The 22,450-nt window shown below is 73.1% G+C and carries 19 protein-coding genes; 11 read left to right on the top strand and 8 right to left on the bottom strand.

Annotated elements, in window-relative coordinates:
* Position 1: 1 nt before the first annotated feature.
* Together ACZ42X_RS20065 and ACZ42X_RS20060 are read right to left on the bottom strand one after the other, a co-directional pair.
* Entirely contained in the window at positions 2-769 is a 768-nt protein-coding gene (locus ACZ42X_RS20065; RefSeq protein WP_468291591.1) for an ABC transporter ATP-binding protein, read from the bottom strand.
* Positions 766-1,281: a PadR family transcriptional regulator gene (locus ACZ42X_RS20060; RefSeq protein ID WP_468291589.1), complete on the bottom strand. Its 516-nt coding sequence runs from the start codon at positions 1,279-1,281 to the stop codon at positions 766-768. The genes ACZ42X_RS20065 and ACZ42X_RS20060 overlap by 4 nt, the downstream gene beginning before the upstream one ends.
* Before the next feature lie 122 nt (positions 1,282-1,403).
* On the opposite strand from ACZ42X_RS20060, the gene ACZ42X_RS20055 reads away from it, so the two are divergent.
* The 5 genes from ACZ42X_RS20055 (at position 1,404) to ACZ42X_RS20035 (ending at position 8,157) form a co-directional block, all read left to right on the top strand.
* The gene (locus ACZ42X_RS20055; protein ID WP_468291587.1) at positions 1,404-2,690 is read left to right on the top strand and encodes an ABC transporter substrate-binding protein; all 1,287 of its coding nucleotides are present in this window, start codon (positions 1,404-1,406) and stop codon (positions 2,688-2,690) included.
* A 215-nt stretch (positions 2,691-2,905) separates the two neighbouring features.
* Positions 2,906-4,573: a glycoside hydrolase family 13 protein gene (locus tag ACZ42X_RS20050; protein ID WP_468291584.1), complete on the top strand. Its 1,668-nt coding sequence runs from the start codon at positions 2,906-2,908 to the stop codon at positions 4,571-4,573.
* Positions 4,570-5,907, top strand: coding sequence for an ABC transporter substrate-binding protein (locus ACZ42X_RS20045; protein WP_468291581.1), 1,338 nt, complete (start codon positions 4,570-4,572; stop codon positions 5,905-5,907). The genes ACZ42X_RS20050 and ACZ42X_RS20045 overlap by 4 nt, the downstream gene beginning before the upstream one ends.
* Before the next feature lie 10 nt (positions 5,908-5,917).
* Entirely contained in the window at positions 5,918-7,285 is a 1,368-nt protein-coding gene (locus tag ACZ42X_RS20040) for a carbohydrate ABC transporter permease (RefSeq protein ID WP_468291578.1), read from the top strand.
* Positions 7,282-8,157: a carbohydrate ABC transporter permease gene (locus ACZ42X_RS20035; RefSeq protein ID WP_468291575.1), complete on the top strand. Its 876-nt coding sequence runs from the start codon at positions 7,282-7,284 to the stop codon at positions 8,155-8,157. The genes ACZ42X_RS20040 and ACZ42X_RS20035 overlap by 4 nt, the downstream gene beginning before the upstream one ends.
* Positions 8,158-8,207: 50 nt before the next feature.
* Here ACZ42X_RS20035 and ACZ42X_RS20030 read toward each other — a convergent pair whose 3' ends face one another.
* The 4 genes from ACZ42X_RS20030 to ACZ42X_RS20015 form a co-directional block, all read right to left on the bottom strand.
* Entirely contained in the window at positions 8,208-10,319 is a 2,112-nt protein-coding gene (locus tag ACZ42X_RS20030; protein WP_468291572.1) for a serine/threonine-protein kinase, read from the bottom strand.
* A gap of 25 nt (positions 10,320-10,344) precedes the next feature.
* The gene (locus ACZ42X_RS20025; protein ID WP_468291569.1) at positions 10,345-12,555 is read right to left on the bottom strand and encodes a protein kinase domain-containing protein; all 2,211 of its coding nucleotides are present in this window, start codon (positions 12,553-12,555) and stop codon (positions 10,345-10,347) included.
* 8 nt (positions 12,556-12,563) lie between these two features.
* Positions 12,564-13,535, bottom strand: coding sequence for a protein kinase family protein (locus ACZ42X_RS20020; RefSeq protein WP_468291566.1), 972 nt, complete (start codon positions 13,533-13,535; stop codon positions 12,564-12,566).
* Positions 13,536-13,627: 92 nt separating this feature from the next.
* Positions 13,628-14,872, bottom strand: a complete 1,245-nt coding sequence (locus ACZ42X_RS20015; RefSeq protein ID WP_468291563.1) for an acyl-CoA dehydrogenase family protein — start codon at positions 14,870-14,872, stop codon at positions 13,628-13,630.
* 135 nt (positions 14,873-15,007) lie between these two features.
* Between ACZ42X_RS20015 and ACZ42X_RS20010 the strand changes: the two genes are divergently transcribed.
* Positions 15,008-15,655: a TetR/AcrR family transcriptional regulator gene (locus ACZ42X_RS20010; RefSeq protein WP_468291560.1), complete on the top strand. Its 648-nt coding sequence runs from the start codon at positions 15,008-15,010 to the stop codon at positions 15,653-15,655.
* Between the two features lie 140 nt (positions 15,656-15,795).
* Here ACZ42X_RS20010 and def read toward each other — a convergent pair whose 3' ends face one another.
* Positions 15,796-16,341: a peptide deformylase gene (gene def / locus ACZ42X_RS20005; protein WP_468291557.1), complete on the bottom strand. Its 546-nt coding sequence runs from the start codon at positions 16,339-16,341 to the stop codon at positions 15,796-15,798.
* A gap of 147 nt (positions 16,342-16,488) precedes the next feature.
* Here def and ACZ42X_RS20000 point away from each other — a divergent pair, with 147 nt between their 5' ends.
* From ACZ42X_RS20000 to ACZ42X_RS19980, 5 genes are all read left to right on the top strand, one after another.
* Positions 16,489-17,727, top strand: a complete 1,239-nt coding sequence (locus tag ACZ42X_RS20000) for a Mur ligase family protein (RefSeq protein WP_361420347.1) — start codon at positions 16,489-16,491, stop codon at positions 17,725-17,727.
* A 34-nt stretch (positions 17,728-17,761) separates the two neighbouring features.
* Positions 17,762-18,490: a type 1 glutamine amidotransferase gene (locus tag ACZ42X_RS19995; protein ID WP_361420350.1), complete on the top strand. Its 729-nt coding sequence runs from the start codon at positions 17,762-17,764 to the stop codon at positions 18,488-18,490.
* Positions 18,491-18,657: 167 nt separating this feature from the next.
* Positions 18,658-19,683 (top strand): 6-phosphofructokinase, encoded by a 1,026-nt coding sequence (locus tag ACZ42X_RS19990; RefSeq protein ID WP_468291553.1) that lies wholly within the window; start codon positions 18,658-18,660, stop codon positions 19,681-19,683.
* Between the two features lie 115 nt (positions 19,684-19,798).
* Entirely contained in the window at positions 19,799-20,755 is a 957-nt protein-coding gene (locus ACZ42X_RS19985) for a cytochrome c oxidase assembly protein (protein ID WP_468291550.1), read from the top strand.
* Between the two features lie 121 nt (positions 20,756-20,876).
* On the top strand, positions 20,877-21,047 hold the full coding sequence (locus ACZ42X_RS19980; RefSeq protein WP_468291547.1) for a hypothetical protein: 171 nt from the start codon (positions 20,877-20,879) through the stop codon (positions 21,045-21,047).
* Here the strand turns inward: ACZ42X_RS19980 and ACZ42X_RS19975 are convergent.
* Positions 21,044-22,378, bottom strand: a complete 1,335-nt coding sequence (locus ACZ42X_RS19975; protein ID WP_468291544.1) for an APC family permease — start codon at positions 22,376-22,378, stop codon at positions 21,044-21,046. The two genes, ACZ42X_RS19980 and ACZ42X_RS19975, sit on opposite strands and share 4 nt — an antisense overlap.
* Positions 22,379-22,450: the final 72 nt, after the last annotated feature.

Below are 22,450 nucleotides of genomic sequence, written 5' to 3'. Positions count from 1 at the left end.
GTCAGTCCTTCAGTTCGTTGAGTTCGAGGACGCCGGACAGGCCGCGGCCGGCGGCGCGCGACGGGGTGGTGCCGAGTGCGGCGTCGTCGGCGATGCGCCCGTCGAAGAAGCTGATGACCCGGTCCGCGGCGCTGGCGAGCCGCGCGTCGTGGGTGACGAGCACGATGGTCTGGCCGGCCGCGTGGAAGCGGGTCAGCAGTCGCATGACCTCGCGGGTGCCCTTGCTGTCGAGGCTGCCGGCCGGTTCGTCGGCGAGGAGCAGCCGGGGCTGGTTGACCAGCGCGCGGGCGAGGGCGACGCGCTGCTGCTGGCCGCCGGAGAGCTCGCCGGGCATGCTGCGCTCCTTGCCCTCCAGTCCCAGTTCGGCGAGGAGCTTCTCGCGGGCGGCGCGGGCCTGCCGGGCGGAGCGGCCGGCGAGGAGCGCGGGCAGCTCGACGTTGTCGGCGACGGTGAGGTTGGAGACCAGGTTGAAGAACTGGAAGACGATGCCGATGCTGCGGCGCCGCTCCACGGCCCAGCGGGCCTCGCTGTAGCCGTCGGTGCGTTCGCCGTCGAGCCAGAGGGAGCCCTCGTCGGGGCGCTGGAGCCCGCCCAGCAGGTGCAGCAGGGTGGACTTGCCGGCGCCGGAGGGTCCGGTGACGGCGACGAACTCGCCGCGCCGGACGGTCAGGTCGACGCCGCGTACGGCGTGGGCGGGCGCGCCTTCGCCGTGGTGGGTCTTGACGAGCCCTTCGGCGCGCAGCAGGGGTATCGCGTGGGAGTCCGTCACTGCAGCTCCTCCAACTCCTCCTGGCAGCGCTCCAGCCAGTCGAGGTCCGCCTGGAGGTGGAGCATGGCGCCCTCGATCAGCAGGTGGGCGATGCGGTTGTCCCGGTCTTCGGTGGCGGCCAGCTTGGAGAGGTTGCGCATGGTGTTGAGGTACTCGCGGCGCTGTCTGTTGATGAGGGCGATCTGGTCGGCGAGACCGGTCCGGGGGGCGAGGGCGAGTTTCATGAAGAACTCGTCGCGGACCCTCGGTTCGTCCGCCGTCTCCTCGAACCAGGCGCGCAGCGCTTCCTGCCCGGCGTCGGTGAGGCGGTAGATCTTCTTGTTGGGGCGGCTCTCCTGGGCGATCTCCTCGCCCTCGATGAGCCCGGACTTCTCCAGCCGGCCGAGGGTGACGTAGATCTGGCCGACGTTGGTGGGAGGGTACGCGGCGCCCAGCAGCTGCTCAAGGTCCTGCTTGAGCTCGTAGCCGTGGGCGGGTCCGCGGGCCAGCAGGGCGAGGAGGGGAAGCCGCACCGGTGCCGTCCTCCTCCGCGTGCTCCCAATGTGATGTGAGCTCTAGTATCGCCCATGCCTAACGGGTATACATGCCCTGACGCCGGACGAAGGTGTACGGCGCCGTGCTCAAGGAGGAACCTATGCGGTGGATGCGCGCCGCCGGTAGGGGGCTCCTCGCGGTCGCCGTCGTCCTGAGCGGGTACGTGGCCTCGGCCGCGCCCGCGAGCGGCGAGCGGGCGGCCGGGGTGCGCGGCGACGGGCGCGGGCCCCTCACGCTGGCCACGGCCGGGGATCTCACGGGCTATCTCGGCCCCGTGCTGGAGGGCTGGAACCGCGACCACCCCGGCGAGCGGGTCACGCTCGTCGAGCTGCCGGACTCCGCCGACGAGACCCGCGCGCAGATGATCACGGACCTGCGCCCGGGCGGGGGCCGCTTCGACGTCCTCAACATCGACGTCGCCTCGACCTCCGAGTTCGCCGCGGCCGGGTGGATCGCGCCGCTGGAGCGCGACCGCTTCCCGCTGAAGAGCTTCCTGCCGCCCGTGGTGGACACGGCGACGTACGAGGGGAAGCTGTACGCCGTCCCGTACGTCACCAACGCCGGGATGCTCTTCTACCGCAAGGACCTCCTGGAGCGGGCGGGCGTCCGCCCGCCGCGCACCTGGGCGGAGCTGGAGCGGCAGGCGCGGACCCTCGCGCCGAGGTTCGGCGTGGGCGGGTACGCGGGACAGTTCCTGCCGTACGAGGGGCTCACGGTCAACGCCGCCGAGGCGGTGTACTCGGCGGGCGGCACGATCCTCGGCGACGAGGGCGAGCGGGTCACCGTGGACTCCGCCGCGGCCCGCGCCGGGCTCGGCTTCCTCGCGCGCGGGGTGCGCGACGGCTGGATCCCGCGCGAGGCCCTGGCGTACAAGGAGGAGGAGTCCCGGCAGGCCTTCCAGGACGGCAGGCTGCTGTTCCTGCGGAACTGGCCGTACGCGTACGCCGGCGCCTCCGGCGCGGGGTCGAAGGTGGCGGGGAGGTTCGGCGCGGTGCCGCTGCCGGGGCCCGACGGGCCGGGCACGAGCGTGCTGGGCGGCTCCAATCTGGCGGTGAGCACCCAGGCGCGCCACCCCCGGTCGGCGCGCGACCTCATCGCGTACCTGACCGGCGAGGAGGTGCAGCGCCGTGTCCTGACGGAGGGCGCGCTGCCGCCGGTGCGGGCGGAGCTGTACCGGGATCCGGCGCTGGTGCGGGAGTTCCCGTACCTGCCGACGCTGCGGGCGAGCGTGCTCGCGGCGGCGCCGCGCCCGAAGAGCCCGCACTACGAGCAGGTGAGCCTCGCGGTACAGGCGGTGGCGAACGACGTGATGGCGCAGCACCAGTCGCCCGAGGCGGCGGTGCGGCGGCTGGCCGGCGAGCTGGCGGCGATCGCCCGCCGCCGCTGACGGCACCGCCGGACCTTCTACATACCTGTTAGGTATCGCCGCCCACCATGCCCCTCCCTTCCAGGAGGGGCAAATCGGTATATACACCCCCAACTTCCTGCTGTTTGCCGCACGTTCATTGACACTCCCTCGACCTGGATACCTAACATGCATGCATAACCGCTACCCGCTCTGGGTGGCGTGCACCCCTTCACGAAGAAACAGGTCAACGGGTGATGCTCACAGCCCTCAGCAGCCGCCACTGGTGGCGCGACGCGGTGATCTACCAGGTGTACGTCCGCAGCTTCCTGGACAGCACCGGCGACGGGATCGGCGACCTCGCCGGGGTCCGGGCCGGCCTGCCGTACCTCAAGAAGCTCGGCGTCGACGGCATCTGGCTGAGCCCCTTCTACCCGTCACCGCAAGCCGACCACGGCTACGACGTCGCCGACTACTGCGACGTGGACCCGGTCTTCGGCGACCTCGACGAGTTCGAGCGGCTGGTCGCCGCCGCTCACCGCCTCGACGTCAAGGTGCTCCTCGACATCGTCCCCAACCACTGCTCCAGCGAGCACGCCTGGTTCCGCGAGGCGCTCGCCTCCGGCCCCGGCAGCGAGGCCCGCGCCCGCTTCCACTTCGCCGAGGGGCGCGGCCCGGACGGCGACGTACCGCCCAACAACTGGCACGCCATGTTCGGCGGCCCGGCCTGGAGCCGGGTGGTCGAGGCGGACGGCACGCCGGGCCAGTGGTACCTGCACATGTTCACGCCCGAGCAGCCGGACCTGAACTGGCGCAACCCCGAGGTGCCCGCGCACTTCGACGACGTCCTGCGCTTCTGGCTGGACCGGGGCGTCGACGGCTTCCGCATCGACGTGGCCGCCGGGCTCTTCAAGCACCCCGAGCTGCCCGACTCCCCCGACCCCGAGGCCGACGCCCGCACCCGCGACTCGGTCAACCCGCTCGCCTGGAACCAGCCCGAGGTGCACGACGTGTGGCGCGCCTGGCGCGCGGTGTGCGAGGAGTACACCGCCCGCGACGGCCGCGAGCGGCTGCTGGTCGGCGAGGTCTCCGTACCCACCGCCCGCGAGCACGCCAAGTACGTCCGCCCCGACGAGCTGCACCAGGCGTTCTTCTTCGACCTGCTGAGCGCGCCCTGGGACGCCGACACCTTCCGCAAGGTCATCGACGAGGCGATCCGCGACATCGCGGGCACCGGCTCCACCGTCACCTGGGTGCTCAACAACCACGACCAGGTGCGCACCGTCACCCGCTACGGCGAGTCCGGCACCGAGGGCAGCGGCCTGGGCGCCGCCCGGGCACGGGCGGCGGCGCTGCTGATGCTGGCGCTGCCGGGTGCCGCGTACATCTACCAGGGCGAGGAGCTGGGCCTGCCGGAGGTCGTGGACCTGCCGGACGAGGTGCTCACCGACCCGATCTTCCGGCGCACCGGCAGCCGGGCCCGGATCCGCGACGGCTGCCGCGTGCCGCTGCCCTGGTCGGGGCACGCCTCGCCGTTCGGCTTCTCCACCGGCGCCGAGGGGGCGCGGCCGTGGCTGCCGCAGCCGGGCTGGTTCGCCGAGCACGCCACCGAGCGGGCGCTGGCGGACACCCGCTCCTTCTGGCACCTGTACCGCGAGGGCCTGCAACTGCGGCGCGGGCTGCCGCAGTTGGGCGAGGGCTCCCTGCGCTGGCTGGACGACACGCCGCCCGGCGTCCTCGCCTTCGTACGCGGCGACGGCTTGGTCTGCGCCGTGAACTTCACCACCGCCCCGGTGGCCGCCCCGGTCGCCGGCGCCCCCCTGCTGTCCAGCGGCATCTGCCCGGACGGCTCCCTGCCCGGCTCCACCGCCGCCTGGTGGATCAGCGACGACCACACCACCACCCCGAAGGGATCACAGAGATGACGCGACGACGGACAGCGCTCGCCCGCTGCTCGGCCCTCACCCTCACCCTGGCGCTGGGCGCGACCGCCTGCGGCGGCGGCCCGGTCAGCGCGGGGGGAGGGAGCAAGGAGCTCAGCGGCCAGACCCTCAACGTGGCCGGTGTGTGGTCGGGCGCCGAGCAGAAGAACTTCCAGAAGGTGCTGGACGCCTTCACCGCGAAGACCGGCGCGAAGACGCAGTTCACCTCGACCGGCGACAACGTCTCCACCGTCGTCGGCAGCAAGATCGAGGGCGGCAACGCCCCCGACGTGGTGATGGTCCCCCAGGTGGGCGTGTTGCGGCAGTTCGCCGAGGAGAAGTGGCTGACGCCGCTCTCCCCGGCCACCGTGAAGGCCGTCGACGCCAACTACGCGCCGGTCTGGAAGGAGTACGGCTCCGTCGACGGCAAGCTCTACGGCCTGTACTTCAAGGCCGCCCACAAGTCGACCGTCTGGTACAGCCCGGAAGCCTTGGAGCAGGCGGGCGTCACGCCCCCGAAGACGTACGAGGAGATGCTGAAGGCGGGGCAGGCGGTCTCCGACTCGGGTCTGCCGGCCTTCGCGGTCGCCGGTGAGGACGGCTGGACGCTCACCGACTGGTTCGAGAACGTCTACCTCTCCCAGGCGGGCCCCGAGAAGTACGACCAGCTCGCCCGGCACGAGATCAAGTGGACCGACCCCACGGTCGTCAAGGCGCTCACCACGCTCGGCGCGCTCTTCTCCGACAAGAAGCTGATCGCGGGCGGGCAGAAGGGCGCGCTCGCCACCGACTTCCCCGGCTCCGTCGAGAAGGTCTTCGGCCCGGAGCCGGAGGCCGGGATGGTGTACGAGGGCGACTTCGTCGCCGGGATCGCCAAGGACCAGTTCGGGAGGAGGATCGGCGAGGACGCGCGGTTCTTCCCCTTCCCGGCGGTCGCGGGCGGCAAGGCGCCGGTGGTCAGCGGCGGCGACGCGGCCGTCGTCCTGAAGGACGGCAAGAACCAGAAGGCCGCCATGGCGTTCCTGGAGTTCCTCGCGACACCGGAGGCGGCCGCCGCGTGGGCCGGGGCGGGCGGCTTCCTCTCCCCCAACAAGGAGCTGGACCTCGCCTCGTACGGGGACGACACGCTGCGCGAGACCGCCAAGTCGCTGATCGCGGCCGGGGATTCGGTGCGCTTCGACATGTCGGACCAGGCCCCGGCGGCGTTCGGCGGCACGAAGGGCGCGGGCGAGTGGAAGCTGCTGCAGGACTTCCTGCGCGACCCGAAGGACCCGGCGGCCACGGCGGCGGCGCTGGAGGCCGCGGCGGCCAAGGCGTACAAGCCGAACAAGGGCTGAGGCGAGGGTCATGACCACACTCACCGCCCCTCCCCCGCCCGTCGCCAAGAGCGGGCCGGGCGCGCCCCGGCCCGCGGACGGCCGGGCCCGCGCCCGGCGGCGCCGCCGGACCATCGCCGTGGTGTTCGTCCTGCCCGCGCTGCTGCTGCTCGGCGCGCTGGTCGTCTACCCCGTGGTCTTCTCGGTCGGGCGCAGCTTCTTCGACGCGTCCGGCACCCGGTTCGTCGGCGGCGGCAACTACGCCGAGATGTTCCGTGACCCGGCGACGCTCACCGCCCTGCGCAACAGCGCGATCTGGGTGGTCGTCGCGCCGACGCTGCTGACCGGGCTCGGCCTGATGCTCGCCGTGCTGGTGGAGAAGGTCCGCTGGGCCACCGCCTTCAAGCTGCTGCTGTTCATGCCGATGGCGGTCTCCTTCCTGGCGGCGGGCATCATCTTCCGGCTGGCGTACGAGGAGGACCCCGACAAGGGCGTGCTCAACGCGGCGGTGGTCGGGGTGCACGGCGTGTTCGAGGACTCCTCCTCCTACCCGAAGGCCCGGCCCCGGGAGGGCGAGGGCCTGGACCGGGCGCCGGACGGCTCGTACCGCACCGCCGAACCGGTGTCGCCCGGCGCGACCGTGGCGCTCGGCCTCGTCGGCGTACCGCCCAAGGAACTGCCGGCGGAGGCGAAGGCCGCGGCCGCGGGGCCCGAGCCGGGCCCTCGCGAGGTGCGCGGCACCGTCTACCTGGACTTCACACCCGGCGGCGGGGGGCGCCCGGGCGTGGTGGACGCCGCCGAGCGGGGCCTGCCGGGGATGACGGTCGAGGCGGTACGGGACGGCAAGGCCGTCGCCACCGCGACCACGGCGGCCGACGGCTCCTTCCGCCTCGCGGACCTCGGGCCGGGCGCGTACACCGTGCGGCTGCCCGCGGCGAACTTCGCGCCGCCGTACGAGGGCGTCTCCTGGCTCGGCCCGGCGCTCGTCACGCCGGCGATCATCGGCGCGTACCTGTGGATCTGGACGGGCTTCGCCATGGTGCTGATCGGCGCCGGGCTGTCGTCGCTGCCGCGCGACTGCCTGGAGGCGGCGCGGATGGACGGCGCCAACGAGTGGCAGGTGTTCCGGCGGATCACCGTGCCGCTGCTGGCGCCCGTGCTGACGGTGGTCTTCGTGACGCTCGTGATCAATGTGATGAAGGTCTTCGACCTGATCTACATCATCGCGCCGGGCCCGGTGCAGGAGGACGCCACCGTGCTGGCCACCCAGATGTGGCTGGTGTCCTTCGGCGGCGGCAACGACCAGGGACTCGGCAGCGCACTGGGCGTGCTGCTCCTGCTGCTGGTGATCCCGGCGATGGTGTTCAACGTCCGCCGTTTCCGGAGGAGTCAGTCATGAGCGCGAACACCGTACCGGCACCGGCTCGGGGCGGCGGCAGGCTGCGCCGGTGGCTGGGCAGCAGCCTGGTGCAGGCGTTCCTGGCCCTGGTGGGCCTCATCTGGATCACCCCGGTCGCCGGGCTGCTGCTGTCGTCGCTGCGCTCGGCGCGGGACAGCGCGTCGAGCGGCTGGTGGACGGCGCTGGCCGAGCCGGGGCAGCTGTCGCTGGCCAACTACGCGACGCTGCTGGACAACGCGGGCATCACCCGGGCCTTCTGGAACACCGTGCTGATCTCGGTCCCGACGACCGTGCTGGTCGTGGTGGTGGCGGCGCTGGCCGGTTACGCCTTCGCCTGGCTGGAGTTCCCGGGCCGGGACTGGATCTTCCTGCTGGTGGTGGCCCTGCTGGTGGTGCCGGTGCAGGTGGGCCTGCTGCCGGTGGCGAAGCTCTTCGGGCAGCTGGGGCTGTTCGGCACGATCCCGGGCGTGGTGCTGTTTCACGTGGCGTACGGACTGCCGTTCGCGATCTTCCTGCTGCGCAACTACTTCGCCGACATCCCGCGCGAGATGCTGGAGGCGGCGCGGATGGACGGCGGCGGCGAGTGGCGCATCTTCACCCGGCTCGTCCTTCCGGTGGGCCGCCCGGCCCTCGCGAGCCTGGCGATCTTCCAGTTCCTGTGGGTGTGGAACGACATGCTGGTGGCGCTGCTCTTCGCCGACTCCTCGTCGCAGCCGCTGACGGTGGAACTGCAGTCGCAGGTGCGGCAGTTCGGCTCCAACATCGACGTGCTGGCGCCGGGGGCGTTCCTGTCGCTGGTGGTGCCGGTGGTCGTCTTCTTCGCCTTCCAGCGGCACTTCGTGCAGGGGGTGATGGCGGGTTCGGTGAAGTGACACCGCCGGGAGAACCCCGGGAGGGAATGCCCCTCCCGGGGTTCTCCGCGTCAGAAGACCGGCAGCGCGGTGAGCGTCGTGCTGTCGCGCACGAAGACGCGGTGGGCGTCGCCCACCATCCAGCAGCGATCGGGCTTCCGCAGGCCGCGGAAGCCCCAGATCGTCCCGGTGGTGTCCTCGCGGTGGCGGACCGCCACCCCGGCCTCCGTCCTGGTCCCGTCGATCTCGAACATCCAGAAGCCGTTGCCCTGGAGGACCAGCGGGGTGCGGGGGTGCCCCTCCAGGAGGAGGCCCCAGGCCCAGGTGACGGTCTTGCCCGTGCGGACGTCGAAGCGCAACGGGGATCCCAGCGCGGCCACGTAGACATGGCCGCCGTGCAGCGCCGGCGGCCCCCAGCGCATCGGCGTGCCGTCCTGCCGCGAGAGGTCCGCGATCCACTGCTGCTTGCCGGTGGTGATGTCCACGGCCCGGAAGCGGTGGCCCGAGAGGAAGAGCGTACGGCCCGACGCCAGGGTCTCCACCCGCTCGTCGGACTCCTGGCCCACCTTCCAGACCGTGCGGCCGTCGCCGGTGTCGAGGACGGTGACGTCACCGGCCTTGGTGGTGACGGCCAGATGGCCCTCGGACACCGTGCCGCGGGGCTCGGCCTGCCGCCCGAGGGCGGTGCCGAGGCGCACGGTCCAGCGGACGCGGCCGTCGGAGCGGCCGACGGCACGCACCCGGTCGTCCTCGGTGGCCACGTACACCGCGTCGTCGTCCGCGCCCAGGATCGAGGACGCCTCGGCCGGCGCCGTCCACTTCGGCCGGCCGGTGGAGGCGACGAAGGTCAGCAGCGTGCCGTCCGCGCCGATCCCCGCGACCAGCCGGTCGGAGAGCGACACGTAGCGGCGCTCGGCCCTGGCCTCGGGCGCGGTCCAGCGGCGCTTGCCGTCGACGACGCCGTACGCCGTGATGCCGCCGTCCGAGGTGCCGGCCACCACGACGTCCCCGGCCGGGAGGGGCCCCGGGGAGTCCTCGGCGAGGACGTCCTTGAGCGTCCAGAGAGGCTCGGGCGACTGCCCGAAGACGAAGTCCCCCTTCTTGGCGTCCAGCAGCCGGCCCGGGGGCGCCTTCACGGCGGGCGGGATGTCGAAGAGCTCGTCGGTGCGGCGGGGCCTCGTGCTCCACCAGACCGCCGCCGCGCCTCCCGCCGCGAGGACGGCGCCGCCCGCCGCGGCCGTCGTCAGGAGACGGCGGCGCGACACGGAGCGCGGTGCCTCCGTGGCGGTGCCCGGGGCCGTCGCGGTGAGCGTCCGCAGGCCGTGCTCGCGTGTGGTGATGTCCTGGGCGATCGGGCCGTGCCGCCACACGCGGTCCGCCCCGCGCGGCGCGGCGGCCATGCCGACGAGCTGCTGGGGGGTGGGCCGCGCCGCGGGGTCCTTGGCGAGACAGGGCTCGATCAGCGGCCGCAGGGCGGGCGGCACGCGGTCCAGGCGCGGGGCGCCGTGGACGACCTCGTACTGGACGGCGGCGATGTTGGCGCCCTCGTACGCCCGCTGCCCGCTCGCCGCGTGGACGAGGACCGCGCCGAGCGAGAAGACGTCGGCGGGCGGGCCGACCCGGTGCCCCAGGACCTGCTCGGGCGCGCCGAAGCCGGGTGTGACCGGGACCTGCCCGGTGGTGGTGAGGGTGAGGCCGTGTTCGGGGCGGGCGATGCCGAAGTCGATGACGCGGGGGCCGCCCGACGTCAGCACGATGTTCGCCGGCTTGAGGTCGCGGTGGACGAGACCGGCGGCGTGGATGTCGTGCAGGGTGCGCGCGAGCGCTTCGGCGAGGGCGCGCACGGCGGGCTCGTCGAGCGGTCCGTACGCGCGGACCGCCTGCTCCAGCGTCGGGCCGGTGAGGAACTCGCTCGCGATCCACGGGCGCCCGCCCTCCGTCCGCGCGTCGAGGACCCTGGCCACGCCGGGGCCGGTGACCGCCTGCGCCATCCGCGCCTCGCGGACGAACCGCTGGGCGAGGTTCTCGTCGTGGGACAGGTGGGGGTGCAGCACCTTGACCGCGGCGGCCCGGCCCTCACCGTCCTGGCCGACGTAGACCTTGCCCATGCCGCCCGCCCCCAGCACACCGAGCAGGCGGTACGGGCCGAGGCGGACCGGATCTCCGAATTCCAGCGGGTTCATGGCGGTGATCAGTACTCTCCGTGGTTCATCGCAGCGGGTATCCGGCTACGGAGGACGGGCCCACGGCGATGAGCCGCTGGGCGGATTCATGGGTGTAGTAGCGGGCCGGGGCGGCCTTGACCGTGCCCTTCGAGGCGCCCGTACGGAGGTCGGCGGCCAGCAGCCCGGACGGCGAAGGGCTGTAGACGGCGTCGCGGCCGACGACGGGCGCGTAGGCGAGCTCCGTCTCCGCGGTCTGACGGCCCTTCTGCGCCCACAGCGCCTTCCCGTCGGCGGCGGTGACCGCGACCAGGCCGCGCCCGCCCTCGACGGCGTACGCGACGCCGTTCTTCACGGTGGGCGGCCCGAACAGGGCCCCCGGCGCCCCTCCCTCGTGGCGCCAGACCACGTCGCCGCTCCTGAGATCGAGCGCCTGGAGGCGTCCGGTCGCCGGGTAGACGTGCTGGTCGTCCACGGTGAGGACGGCGCGGGTGAAGGGCGCTCCGGGGCCGTCGAGCGGGGTGCTCCAGCGCGCCTTCCCGGTGCCGGCGTCGCGCACGACCAGGCTCAGGTCGCCCTGCTCCGACTGCTGTACGAGCACGAGGAGTTCGCCTCTGACCTCGGCGGCGAGGAAGTGGAAGCGCTCGGTGGCGTTGGACCGCGCGGGGAGCGGGTCGGCCCAGAGCTTGCGGCCCGTACGGCTGTCGAGGGCCGCGAGGAACCACGCCTGGTCCTTGCGGAACTCCCGCACGGACTGGGGGCCGCGGCAGGCGGCCACGTACACGGCGCCGCGCCCGGCGCACAGCAGTTGCGTACCGAGGGGCACGCCGCTCAGGTCCGTGGGTCCCGCGAGCGGGTCCGTCAGTTCGCCCGTCGCGGGGTCGACGGTGGCGACGCGCAGTGGCTCGCCCTCGGAGACGAATTCCAGGGCGTGGACGTGCTCGCCGTCGGCGGCCACGCGGTGCGGGAGCACCGACGGCTCGTTCGCCCAGCGGACCTTACCGGTGCGCGGGTCCAGGCCCTGGAGGGAGCTGCCCTCGTACGGGGCGATGATCAGGTCCTTGAGGAGGATCGCCGCGGGCGGCAGGAGATCGGGGCTGCTCCGGGCCTCGACCTGCCAGAGCAGCTCCCAGCGGGGCCCGGACGCGGCGGTGTCCGCCGGCTTCGGCGCGGCGCTCCCGCCGCTCCCCTCGTCCCCCCGGCTCCCCAGCCAGGCCCACGCGCCGGCTCCCGCCGCGGCGAGGCCCGCGACGGAGCCGCCGCTCAGCGCGAGGAGTCTGCGGCGGGAGAGGCCGGTTCCACGGCCCGGCGCGGGGGCCGGGGCGGTGACGGTGGCGGCGACGGTCTCGTACGCCGGGGGTGGCAGGCGCGTGGGGCGCACGCGCCAGACCGCCGCCGAGCGGCGGGCGATCTCCATGAGGAGCGGTGCGGGGAGGCACTCGGCGAAGTACTCCGGCTCGGTACCGAGTCGGGCGGCCAGCTCCATGGTGGAGGGGCGCTGGGCGGGGTCCTTGGCGAGGCAGTGGGTGAGGGCGGGGAGCAGGGCTTCGGGGACGCCGGACAGGTCCGGTTCTGCGTACCGCACGCGGTAGAGGACGTCGGCGGGCTGCCCGGTGCCGAAGGGGCCGTGGCCCGTGGCGGCGTGGACGAGGACGCTCGCCAGGGCGAACACGTCGCCCGCCGGGGTGTGTTCCCGGCCGGTGGCCTGCTCGGGGGACATGAAGGCCGGGGTGCCGGCGGCCGCGCCCGTACGGGTCAGGTGGGCGTCGCCGATCGCCCGCGCGATGCCGAGGTCGATGACCTTGGGGCCTTCGGCGGTGACCATGATGTTGGACGGCTTGAGGTCGCGGTGGACCACTTCCGAGGCGTGCAGCCGGGCCAGCGCCCGGCACAGTCCGGCGCCGAGCGCGCGGACCGCCGGTTCGGGGAGGGGGCCGAAGGAGGCGACGGCTTCGTCGAGGGGCGGTCCCAGCAGGTACTCCGTCGCCATCCACGGCGTCGTGGCCAGCGGGTCGGCGTCGAAGACGCGGGCGCCGTGGACGCCCCCGATGACGCGCGCCGCGTCGACTTCGAGGCGGAAGCGGGTACGGAAGGCGGGGTCGCCGGCGATGTGGGCGTGCACCGTCTTGAGGGCCGCGGTGCGGCCGTTGAGGGAGCGTGCGAGGTAGACGGTGCCCATGCCGCCGCCGCCCAGGCGGGCGATGAGGCGGTAGGCGCCGAGTTGGCGCGGGTCGTCGTGCGTGAGCGGCGAGAACATACGGTGCGTCAGTCCAGGGCGGTCGCGGGCGGGGCGGGGGCGGGGGCGGCGGTCACGGTGACGGCCGCGGCGGACCCGCCCGCCGTGGAGGGGGTGGTGGTTTCGGCGGCGAGCACCTCCGCCGCCTGGCGGGCGAGGGTCACGACCACCCGGGCGGGCAGGGGCGTCAGGTGGCCCGCCGTGTCGAGGACCGTGGGCACGGGATCCGCCGGGGAGGCGGACGGTCCGGGCGACGCGAGGGCGGCGTACACCTGGTGGGCGGTCGGCCGGCCGGCGGGGTCACGGGCGAGGCAGGCCGCGATCAGCCCCCGTAGCGACGAGGGGAGTTCGGCGTTCTCGGGCACGGTGTGCCCGGTGCTCGCGTACGCCAGGACCGCGCCCAGGCCGTACAGGTCGCCAGGCGGGCGGGGCCGGCCGCCGGAGGCCTGCTCCGGCGCCAGGCTGCCGGGCTCCAGGCCGGGCAGGCCCCAGCGCCGTTCGCCGTCGGGCGCGGCCGCGCGTACGGCTCCGAAAGCGGTCAGGCGTACGCCCTCGGCGGTGATGAGCACGGCGGACGGGGAGAGCTCGGCATGGGCGACCCCCTGGTCGTGGAGGGTGGCCAGCGTCCGGGCGAGGGCGGCGCCCAGGGAGCGGACGGCCGGCTCCGGCAGCGGACCGCCGTGGGCGTCGAGTGCCGCGGGCAGCGCAAGCGCGGGCACGTACGGGGCGGCGCGCCACGGGAGTCGGCCGTCCCGGCCGGTCCAGGTGACGCCCAGCAGCCCGGGCGCGGTGTGGCGGCGCGCGTTCTCGGCCTCGGCCCACCAGCGGTCCGGGTCGGCGTCGGCTCGGGGGACGGCGAGGAGGACGGTGTCGTCCCCCGAGGTGCTGCGCGCGAGGTAGCGGCGTTCCGGGACGGTCGGCCGGGCGGTCTCGGGGTCGAGTGCTCCGAGCACCAGGTAGGGGCCGATCCGCACCGGATCATCCTGACGCAGGCGTTCCATGTGCGATCCCCCTCGTACCGTGCGCCGAGCCCGGCGAGTCTAACCGGATATCAGTTCGGCGGGGCGGAGGGGGCGGTGACGTGTGCGGTCCGTCAGCGGATCGGCATGCCCGACAGCGTGCGGGCGATGACCAGGCGCTGGATCTCGCTGGTGCCCTCGAAGATCGTGTAGATCGCCGCGTCGCGGTGCATGCGCTCCACCGGGTACTCGCGGGTGTAGCCGTTGCCGCCGAGGATCTGGACGGCCTGGGCCGTGACCTTCTTGGCGACCTCGCTGGCGTACAGCTTGGACATGGAGCCCTCGGCGGAGGTGAACGGCTTGCCGGTGGTGGCCATCCAGGAGGCGCGCCACACCAGGAGGCGGGCGGCGTCGATCTGGGTGCGCATGTCGGCGAGCTGGAAGGCGACGCCCTGGTTGTCGATGATCGGGCGGCCGAACTGCTCGCGGGTCTTGGCGTAGTCGAGCGCCACTTCGTACGCGGCGCGGGCGGTGCCGACGGCCATGGCGCCGACGGCGGGGCGGGAGGCCTCGAAGGTGGCCATGGCGGCGTTCTTCAGGCGCTCGCCCCCGTCCTTGCCGGCCGCCTGCCTGGCCTTCTCACGGGCGCGGGCGAGGCGCTCGTCCAGCTTCTCCTTGCCTCCGAGGAGGCAGGAGCCGGGGACGCGTACGCCGTCGAGGACGACCTCGGCGGTGTGGGACGCGCGGATGCCGTGCTTCTTGAACTTCTGGCCCTGGGAGAGGCCGGGGGTGTTCGGCGGGACGATGAAGGACGCGTGGCCCTTGGAGCCGAGCTCGGGGTCGACGACGGCGACGACGACGTGGACGTTGGCGATGCCACCGTTGGTGGCCCAGGTCTTGGTGCCGTCGAGGACCCACTCGTCCGCGGCCTCGTCGTAGACGGCGCGGGTACGCATCGAGGCGACGTCCGAGCCGGCGTCGGGTTCGGAGGAGCAGAAGGCGGCGACCTTGACGTCGTCGGCGTCGCCGTACATCTGCGGTATCCAGGTGCCGATCTGCTCCTCGGTGCCGTTGGCGAGGACGCCGACGGCCGCGAGGCCGGTGCCGACGATGGACAGGGCGATGCCCGCGTCGCCCCAGAAGAGCTCCTCCATCGCCATCGGGATGCCGAGGCCGGTGGGGTCGAAAAACTGCTGGGCATAGAAGTCGAGGGAGTAGATGCCGACCTTGGCCGCCTCCTGGATGATCGGCCAGGGGGTCTCCTCACGCTCGTCCCACTCGGCCGCCGCCGGGCGCATCACGTTCTCGGCGAAACCGTGCAGCCAGTCACGGACCTGCTTCTGGTCGTCGTTGAGGTCGAGCGTGAACTCGGCGGCCATGTTCCCTCCCAGGGTGTTACTAACGGTAACCGCAGTCTGTTACCGGTAAGTAGCCGCTGTCAACCGGCAGCGGCGCGCGGGTGGGTGTTACGTTGCGCAAAGCCTCAGGACATCGCACGGGCGGGGAGAAGCACTATGGACACCACACACCGGACCGACCAGCAGCGGTCGGCCGACCAGCGGCGACGCGAACTGCTCGAGGCCGCCGACCGCGTGGTGCTCCGCGACGGGCCCCAGGCGTCGATGAACGCCATCGCCGCGGAGGCGGGCATCACCAAGCCGATCCTCTACCGCCACTTCGGCGACAAGGGCGGCCTGTACCGCGCCCTCGCCAAGCGCCACACGGACGCCCTGCTGGCCGCGCTGCGCGCCGCGCTGGACGCGCCGGCCGACCGGCGCCGGCGGGTGGAGGCGACGCTCGACACCTACCTCGCCGCGATCGAGGCGCGCCCGCAGGTATACCGCTTCCTGATGCACCCGGCGGAGGAGTCCGGCCAGACGCCGGAGCAGGGCTTCGACGTCGGCCGCCACTCGGCGCCGCTGCTGCGCCGCATGGGCGAGGAGCTCGCGGAGGTCATCGCGGAGCGCATAGACCTGGGCCCGGGCAGTGAGGCGCTGGCGCGGGTGTGGGGCCACGGCATCGTCGGCATGATGCACGCGGCGGGTGACTGGTGGCTCGGCGAACGGCCGTGTTCGCGGGAGGAGTTGGTGCGGGGGCTGGCGGACCTGCTGTGGGGCCGCCTGGCGGAGGTCGACGACCGCGAGGGCGGCCCGGGGTTCTAGGGGCGGCCCGCTGCGCGGGGCTGAATGTCAGCCCGTCCGGCGTTTGAGGACACGCGCGCAGCGCGTACGGGGTCTGGGGCGAAGCCCCAGTTCGGGAAGGGGCGGGGTGGGGAACAGCCCCGCGCAGCGGGCCCCACGCGTCAGCGCTCCCGCGACCACGGCGCCCGGCGCACCGCGCGCAGGGTGCGGGCCCGGCGCCAGCCGGTGAGGCGGTCGGGGTACACCATGCCCTCCAGGTGGTCGCACTCGTGCTGCAGGCACCGGGCGAAGAAGCCCGTGCCCTCCACCCGCACCGGCGCGCCGAGCCGGTCCACGCCCTCCACCACCGCGTGGTCGTAGCGCTCCGTGCCCGCCTCCAGGCCCGGCAGCGAGAGGCAGCCCTCCGGGCCGCGGACCGTCACCCCGTCCGCCTCGACCAGCCGCGGGTTGACGACATGGCCGAGGTGCCGGACATCGTCGTCATCCGGGCAGTCGTAGACGAACACCCGCAAACCGACACCGACCTGGTTCGCCGCGAGGCCGACGCCCTCGGCGGCGTACATCGTCGCGAACATGTCCTCGACGAGCCGGGACAGCTCGGGGCCGAAGTCGGTGACGGGCTCGCAGGGCGTGTGCAGCACCGGTTCGCCGAGCAGTGTCATGGCTCGTACGCGACCGGAACTGCCGGGGATCGGGCGGTTTCGCATGGCGTCAGCGTACGTTCCGCGTGGTTTCCGCGCGGTTTCCGCATAGGTTCGGCCGTCGCCCGACCGTTTCGGCAGGTGGCGCGGTTCGGGCGCCCGGGCGGATCTCGATAGGCTGAGCCCGGACCCACGCTAGGAGGAACAAGGACGATGGCAGGCAACACGGAGCCGCTGTCGCCGCGCGCCAAGCTGGCCGTGACGGCAGGAAAGGCCGCAGCGGCGGTGTCGCGTGCTGCGGGACGCGGCAGCGGATCGGTGATCGGCGGCAAGGTGGCGCTCAAGCTCGACCCCGACCTGCTGGGGCGGCTGGCGCAGCACCTGGACGTCGTCCTGGTGTCGGCGACCAACGGCAAGACGACCACGACCCGGCTGATCGCCGAGGCCCTGCGCGCCAGCGGCCCGGTCGTCTCGAACGCGCTCGGCGCGAACATGCCCGCGGGCATCACCTCCGCGCTGGCCGGCGGCTCGGACGCCAAGTACGGCGTCATCGAGGTCGACGAGAAGTACCTGGCCGGTGTCGCGCGCGACACCGAGCCGAAGGCGGTCGCGCTGCTCAACCTCTCGCGCGACCAGCTGGACCGCGCCGCGGAGACCCGCATGCTGGCGGAGAAGTGGCGCGAGGGGCTGGCCGGCTCGAAGGCGGTCGTGATCGCCAACGCCGACGACCCGCTGGTGGTGTGGGCGGCGTCGTCCTCCGCCAACGTGGTGTGGGTGGCCGCCGGTCAGGAGTGGAAGGACGACGCCTGGTCGTGCCCCGCCTGCGGCGGTGTCATGCAGCGCCCGGGCGACGACTGGTTCTGCGGCGAGTGCGGCTTCCGCCGCCCCGCCCCCAGCTGGGCGCTGAGCGGCGACCACGTGCTCGACCCGCACGGCTCGGCCTGGCCGATCCACCTCCAGCTGCCCGGTCGCGCCAACAAGGCGAACGCCGCCACGTCGGCCGCGGTCGCCGCGGTCTTCGGCGTACCGCCGCAGGTGGCGCTGGAGCGCATGTACCAGGTGCAGGCGGTGGCCGGACGGTACGACGTGGTGTCGTTCCTCGGCCGGGACCTGCGGCTGCTGCTCGCGAAGAACCCCGCGGGCTGGCTCGAAACGTTTTCGCTGATCGACGCGCCGCCGACGCCGGTCATCCTGGCCGTCAACGCCCGCGGCGCCGACGGCACCGACACGTCCTGGCTCTGGGACGTCGACTACCCGAGGCTCGCCGGGCACCCGATCTTCGTGATCGGCGACCGCCGCCTCGACCTGGCGGTGCGCCTGGACGTCGCCGGCCTGGACTTCCGGGTGTGCGACACCATCGACGAGGCCGTCCAGCTGGCTCCGCCCGGCCGGATCGAGCTCATCGCGAACTACACCGCGTTCCAGGACGTACGCCGCCGCGTCGGCAACTGAGCACGAGCGATCGAGAGCCTCGAAGGACATGAGCATGAGCGACAGCAGTCTGCGGCTGGTGTGGGTCTACCCGGACCTGCTCAGCACGTACGGAGACCAGGGCAACGCGCTGGTGGTGGAGCGCCGCGCCCGGCAGCGCGGCCTGGACGTGCACCGGGTGGACGTCCGCAGCGACCAGCCCATCCCGACGTCCGGTGACATCTACCTGATCGGCGGCGGTGAGGACCGGCCGCAGCGGCTCGCGGCCGAGCGGCTGCGGCGTGACGGCGGGCTGAACCGCGCCGCCGAGAACGGCGCCATCATCTTCTCGGTGTGCGCCGGGTACCAGATCCTCGGCCACGAGTTCATCAACGACCTGGGCGAGCGCGAGCCCGGCCTCGGCCTCATCGACGTCATCTCGACGCGCGGCGAGGGCGAGCGGTGCGTCGGCGACGTGCTGGCCGACATCGACCCGCGCCTGGGCCTGCCCCAGCTGACGGGCTTCGAGAACCACCAGGGCATCACCCACCTCGGCCCGACGGCCCGCCCGTTCGCCCGGACCGTGTACGGCAAGGGCAACGGGACCGGGGACGGCACCGAAGGCGCGTACAACGACACCGTCTTCGGGACGTACATGCACGGGCCGGTCATGGCGCGCAACCCGCAGATCGCGGACCTGCTGCTGAAGCTGGCCCTCGATGTGAACGCGCTGCCGCCGACCGACGACCGGTGGTACGAGGCGCTGCGCGCCGAGCGGATCGCGGCGGCGAGCCAGCCCGCCTGAGCGGGCGTCCGCTCGTCTGGCGGGGGGTCAATTGTCTGTTCCTCTGAAGAACGTCCAGTGGACGGACGCACGGTTCGGCCCCGTCACCCAACGCCGGTAGGGTGACGGGGATCCAACCGGACGACGTGGTCCGGGAGTCGGCCCACGTTGCAAAGGTATTTCGGGCTATGCGCATTGGTGTGCTCACCTCCGGCGGCGACTGCCCCGGTCTGAACGCCGTCATCCGTTCCGTCGTGCACCGCGCCGTCGTCGACCACGGCGACGAGGTCATCGGTTTCCACGACGGGTGGAAGGGCCTCCTGGAGTGCGACTACCGCAAGCTCGACCTCGACGCGGTGGCCGGCATCCTGGCCCGCGGCGGCACGATCCTCGGGTCGTCCCGCGTCCAGCCGGCGCACCTCGTCGACGGTGTCGAGCGCGCCAAGGGGTACGTCGCCGAGCTCGGTCTCGACGCCATCATCCCCATCGGCGGCGAGGGCACCCTCAAGGCCGCCAACCTGCTCTCCCAGGCGGGGCTGCCCATCGTCGGCGTGCCGAAGACCATCGACAACGACATCGCGTCGACCGACGTCACCTTCGGTTTCGACACGGCCGTCGGCGTCGCCACGGAGGCGCTGGACCGGCTGAAGACGACCGCCGAGTCGCACCAGCGGGTGCTGATCGTCGAGGTCATGGGCCGGCACACCGGCTGGATCGCGCTGCACTCGGGCATGGCGGCCGGCGCCCACGCCATCGTCGTCCCCGAGCGGCCCTTCGACATCGAGGAGCTCACCGCCCGGGTCGGCGAGCGGTTCCGCGCGGGCAAGCGCTTCGCGATCGTGGTGGTGGCCGAGGGGGCCAAGCCGCGTGAGGGCACGATGGCCTTCGACGAGGGCGGCACGGACATCTACGGCCACGAGCGGTTCGCCGGTGTGGCCCAGCAGCTCGCGGGTGAGCTGGAGCGGCGCCTCGGCAAGGAGGCGCGCGCGGTGATCCTCGGCCACGTCCAGCGGGGCGGCACGCCGACGGCGTACGACCGGGTCCTCGCGACCCGCTTCGGCTGGCACGCGGTGGAGGCGGCGCACCGGGGCGAGTTCGGCATGCTGACCGCGCTGCGCGGCACGGACATCGTGATGGTGCCGCTGGCGCAGGCGGTGGAGACCCTGAAGACGGTGCCCGCCGAGCGGTACGACGAGGCCGAGACCGTCCTCTGACCCCCGCAGGGAACATGAAACCTGAACGAACCGCCCCCGGTCGCAGACGCGGCCGGGGGCGGTTCTAGTCTTGTCCCCGCAAGCGGACAACCCCGTACGAATCAGGAGCCGGCGGATGGATCATCACAGCGGGCACGGCATGCCGATGGACCTTCCGCCGTTCACGCTGGGGCGGGCGCTCGCGTACTCGCCGGACACCTTCTTCCTGGTCGGCTGCCTGCTGGTGCTCGGCCTGTACGGGTGGGGCGTCGTCCGGCTGCGCAGGCGCGGCGACTCCTGGCCGGTCGGCCGGATCGTGTTCTTCACCGTCGGTGTGCTGACCGTGGCGCTGGTGATGTGCACCAAGCTGAACGACTACGGCATGGTCATGTTCAGCGTGCACATGGTGCAGCACATGGTGATCAGCATGCTGTCGCCGATCCTGCTGCTGCTCGGCGCGCCCGTCACGCTGGCGCTGCGCGCGCTGCCGGTCGCGGCGCGGCGCGGCGGCAAGGGGCCGCGCGAGCTGCTGCTGGCCCTGCTGCACAGCCGCTACCTGCGGGTCGTCACGCACCCGGCGTTCACGATCCCGCTGTTCATCGCGAGCCTGTACGGGCTGTACTTCACGCCGCTGTTCGACTTCCTGATGGGTTCGAAGCCGGGGCACATCGCGATGATGGTGCACTTCCTCGCGGTCGGCCTGGTGTTCTTCTGGCCGATCATGGGCGTGGACCCGGGCCCGCACCGGCCGGGCTACGTGATGCGGATGCTGGAGCTGTTCGCGGGCATGCCGTTCCACGCCTTCTTCGGGATCGCGCTGATGATGGCGTCGGAGCCGATGGTCGACGCGTACCGGAACCCGCCGGCCTCGCTCGGCATCGACGCCCTCACGGACCAGAGCGCGGCGGGCGGCATCGCCTGGGCGTTCAGTGAGATCCCCTCCGTGCTGGTGCTGATCGCGCTGGTGTACCAGTGGTACCGCTCCGAGCAGCGGCAGGCGGTCCGCAAGGACCGGGCGGCCGACCGGGACGGCGGCAAGGAGCTGGAGGCGTACAACGCCTACCTGGCGTCGCTGCACGCGCGCGGTCGGTAGCGGGGGCCGCTGGGGCGCCTCCCGGCGGGTCGTGCGCGGCGGTAGCGCTGTGGGGGGCAGTGGGGCGACCATGGCCGTACGGCCCGTCGGCCCCACGGCCCAGGTCTGGAGGAGGGCACGCATGTCCAGACACACGTCCAGTCCCGCGAAGACGATGGGAGCGCTCACCATCGGCGCGCTGGTGCTGACCACGGCGTACACGGTGGCGCTCGGCAGCAACGGCTGGCTCTGGTTCGGGTGGATCGTGCTCGGCCTGCTGACGCTCGGGGTCATCGCCCTCAGGGATACCTAGAACTTCCCCGCGGGCGTCGTCCGGCGGCCCGATGCCCGTCGCCGGAGCGCCGCGGCCGCGCCCAGGACCAGGCCGACGGCGAGCACGATGAGCCCGCGCAGCCACACCTGCGCCTCGATCCGGGTGGCGAGCAGGACGCACGAGGCCGCGCCGAGGACCGGCAGGACGACCGGCGCCCGGAAGTGGCCCGGGGTGCCGCCGGTGTCCCGGCGCAGGACCAGGACGGCGGTGTTGACCAGGAAGAACACCACCAGCAGGAGCAGCACCAGCGTGGCGGCGAGGGTCTCGACGCTGCCCGTGACCGCCAGCAGCATCGACATCGCGGTGGTGGCCGCGATGGCCACCCACGGCGTACGCCGCCGGGGCAGCACCCGCGTGAGGGCGGCGGGCAGCAGCCCGTCGCGGGCCATGCCGTACGTGAGGCGCGAGGACATGATGCCGGTGAGCAGCGCGCCGTTGGCGACGGCGACGAGCGCGATCGCGCTGAACAGCCACAGCGGCACGCCGCCCGCCGCCCTGACGACTTCGAGGAGCGGGCCGCTGGACTTCGCGAGGGTGCTGGTGGGGACGGCGGCCGACGCCGCGATGCCGACGAGGACGTACACGCCGCCGGCCGTGGCGAGCGCGCCGAACAGGGCGCGTGGGTAGGAGCGGCGGGGGTCGCGGGTCTCCTCGGCGACGTTGACGGAGGTCTCGAAGCCGACGAAGGAGTAGTACGCCAGCACCGCGCCGCTCAGGACGGCCGACGCCGCGCCCTTCTCGGCGGTGCCCAGCCGGATGAGCCGGCCCGGATCGCCGTCGCCGCGCAGCAGGAGCCAGGCGCCGAGCACGATGATGATCACCAGGCCGCTCACCTCGATGAGCGTGGCGACGACGTTGGCGCGGGTGGACTCGCGGATGCCGCGTGCGTTGAGCAGGGCCAGGGCCGCCAGGAACAGGACGGCGACCAGCGCGACCGGGACGGTGGCGAAGGCGGCGAGGTAGTCGCCCGCGAAGCCCCGGGCCAGTGCGGCGACCGAGACGACACCGGCGGCGAGCATGCAGAATCCCGCGAGGAAGCCGGCGAAGGGCCCGTAGGCGCGGGTGACGTAGTGCGAGGCGCCACCGGCGCGCGGGTACTTGGTGGCGAGTTCCGCGTACGACGCCGCCGTGAGCAGGGCCAGGGCGAGCGCGACGGTCAGCGGCACCCAGACGGCGCCGCCCGACTCGGCGGCGACCTGGCCGATCAGGACGTACACCCCGGCGCCGAGGACGTCGCCGAGGATGAAGAAGTAGAGCAGCGGGGTGGTGAGCGCCCGCTGGAGCGGGGGGGGGCGGGGGGCAGGGGGCACGCGGTGTGCTTCTTTTCTCTCTGTTTGTGTGTGGTCTTCTTTTTCCCCTTTGTCGGGTGAGGGATGGCAAAC

The organism is Streptomyces sp. NPDC030862 (assembly GCF_055571835.1).
Note: the sequence above shows the minus strand (reverse complement) of the source record. Positions and strands in the feature narration are given on the sequence as shown.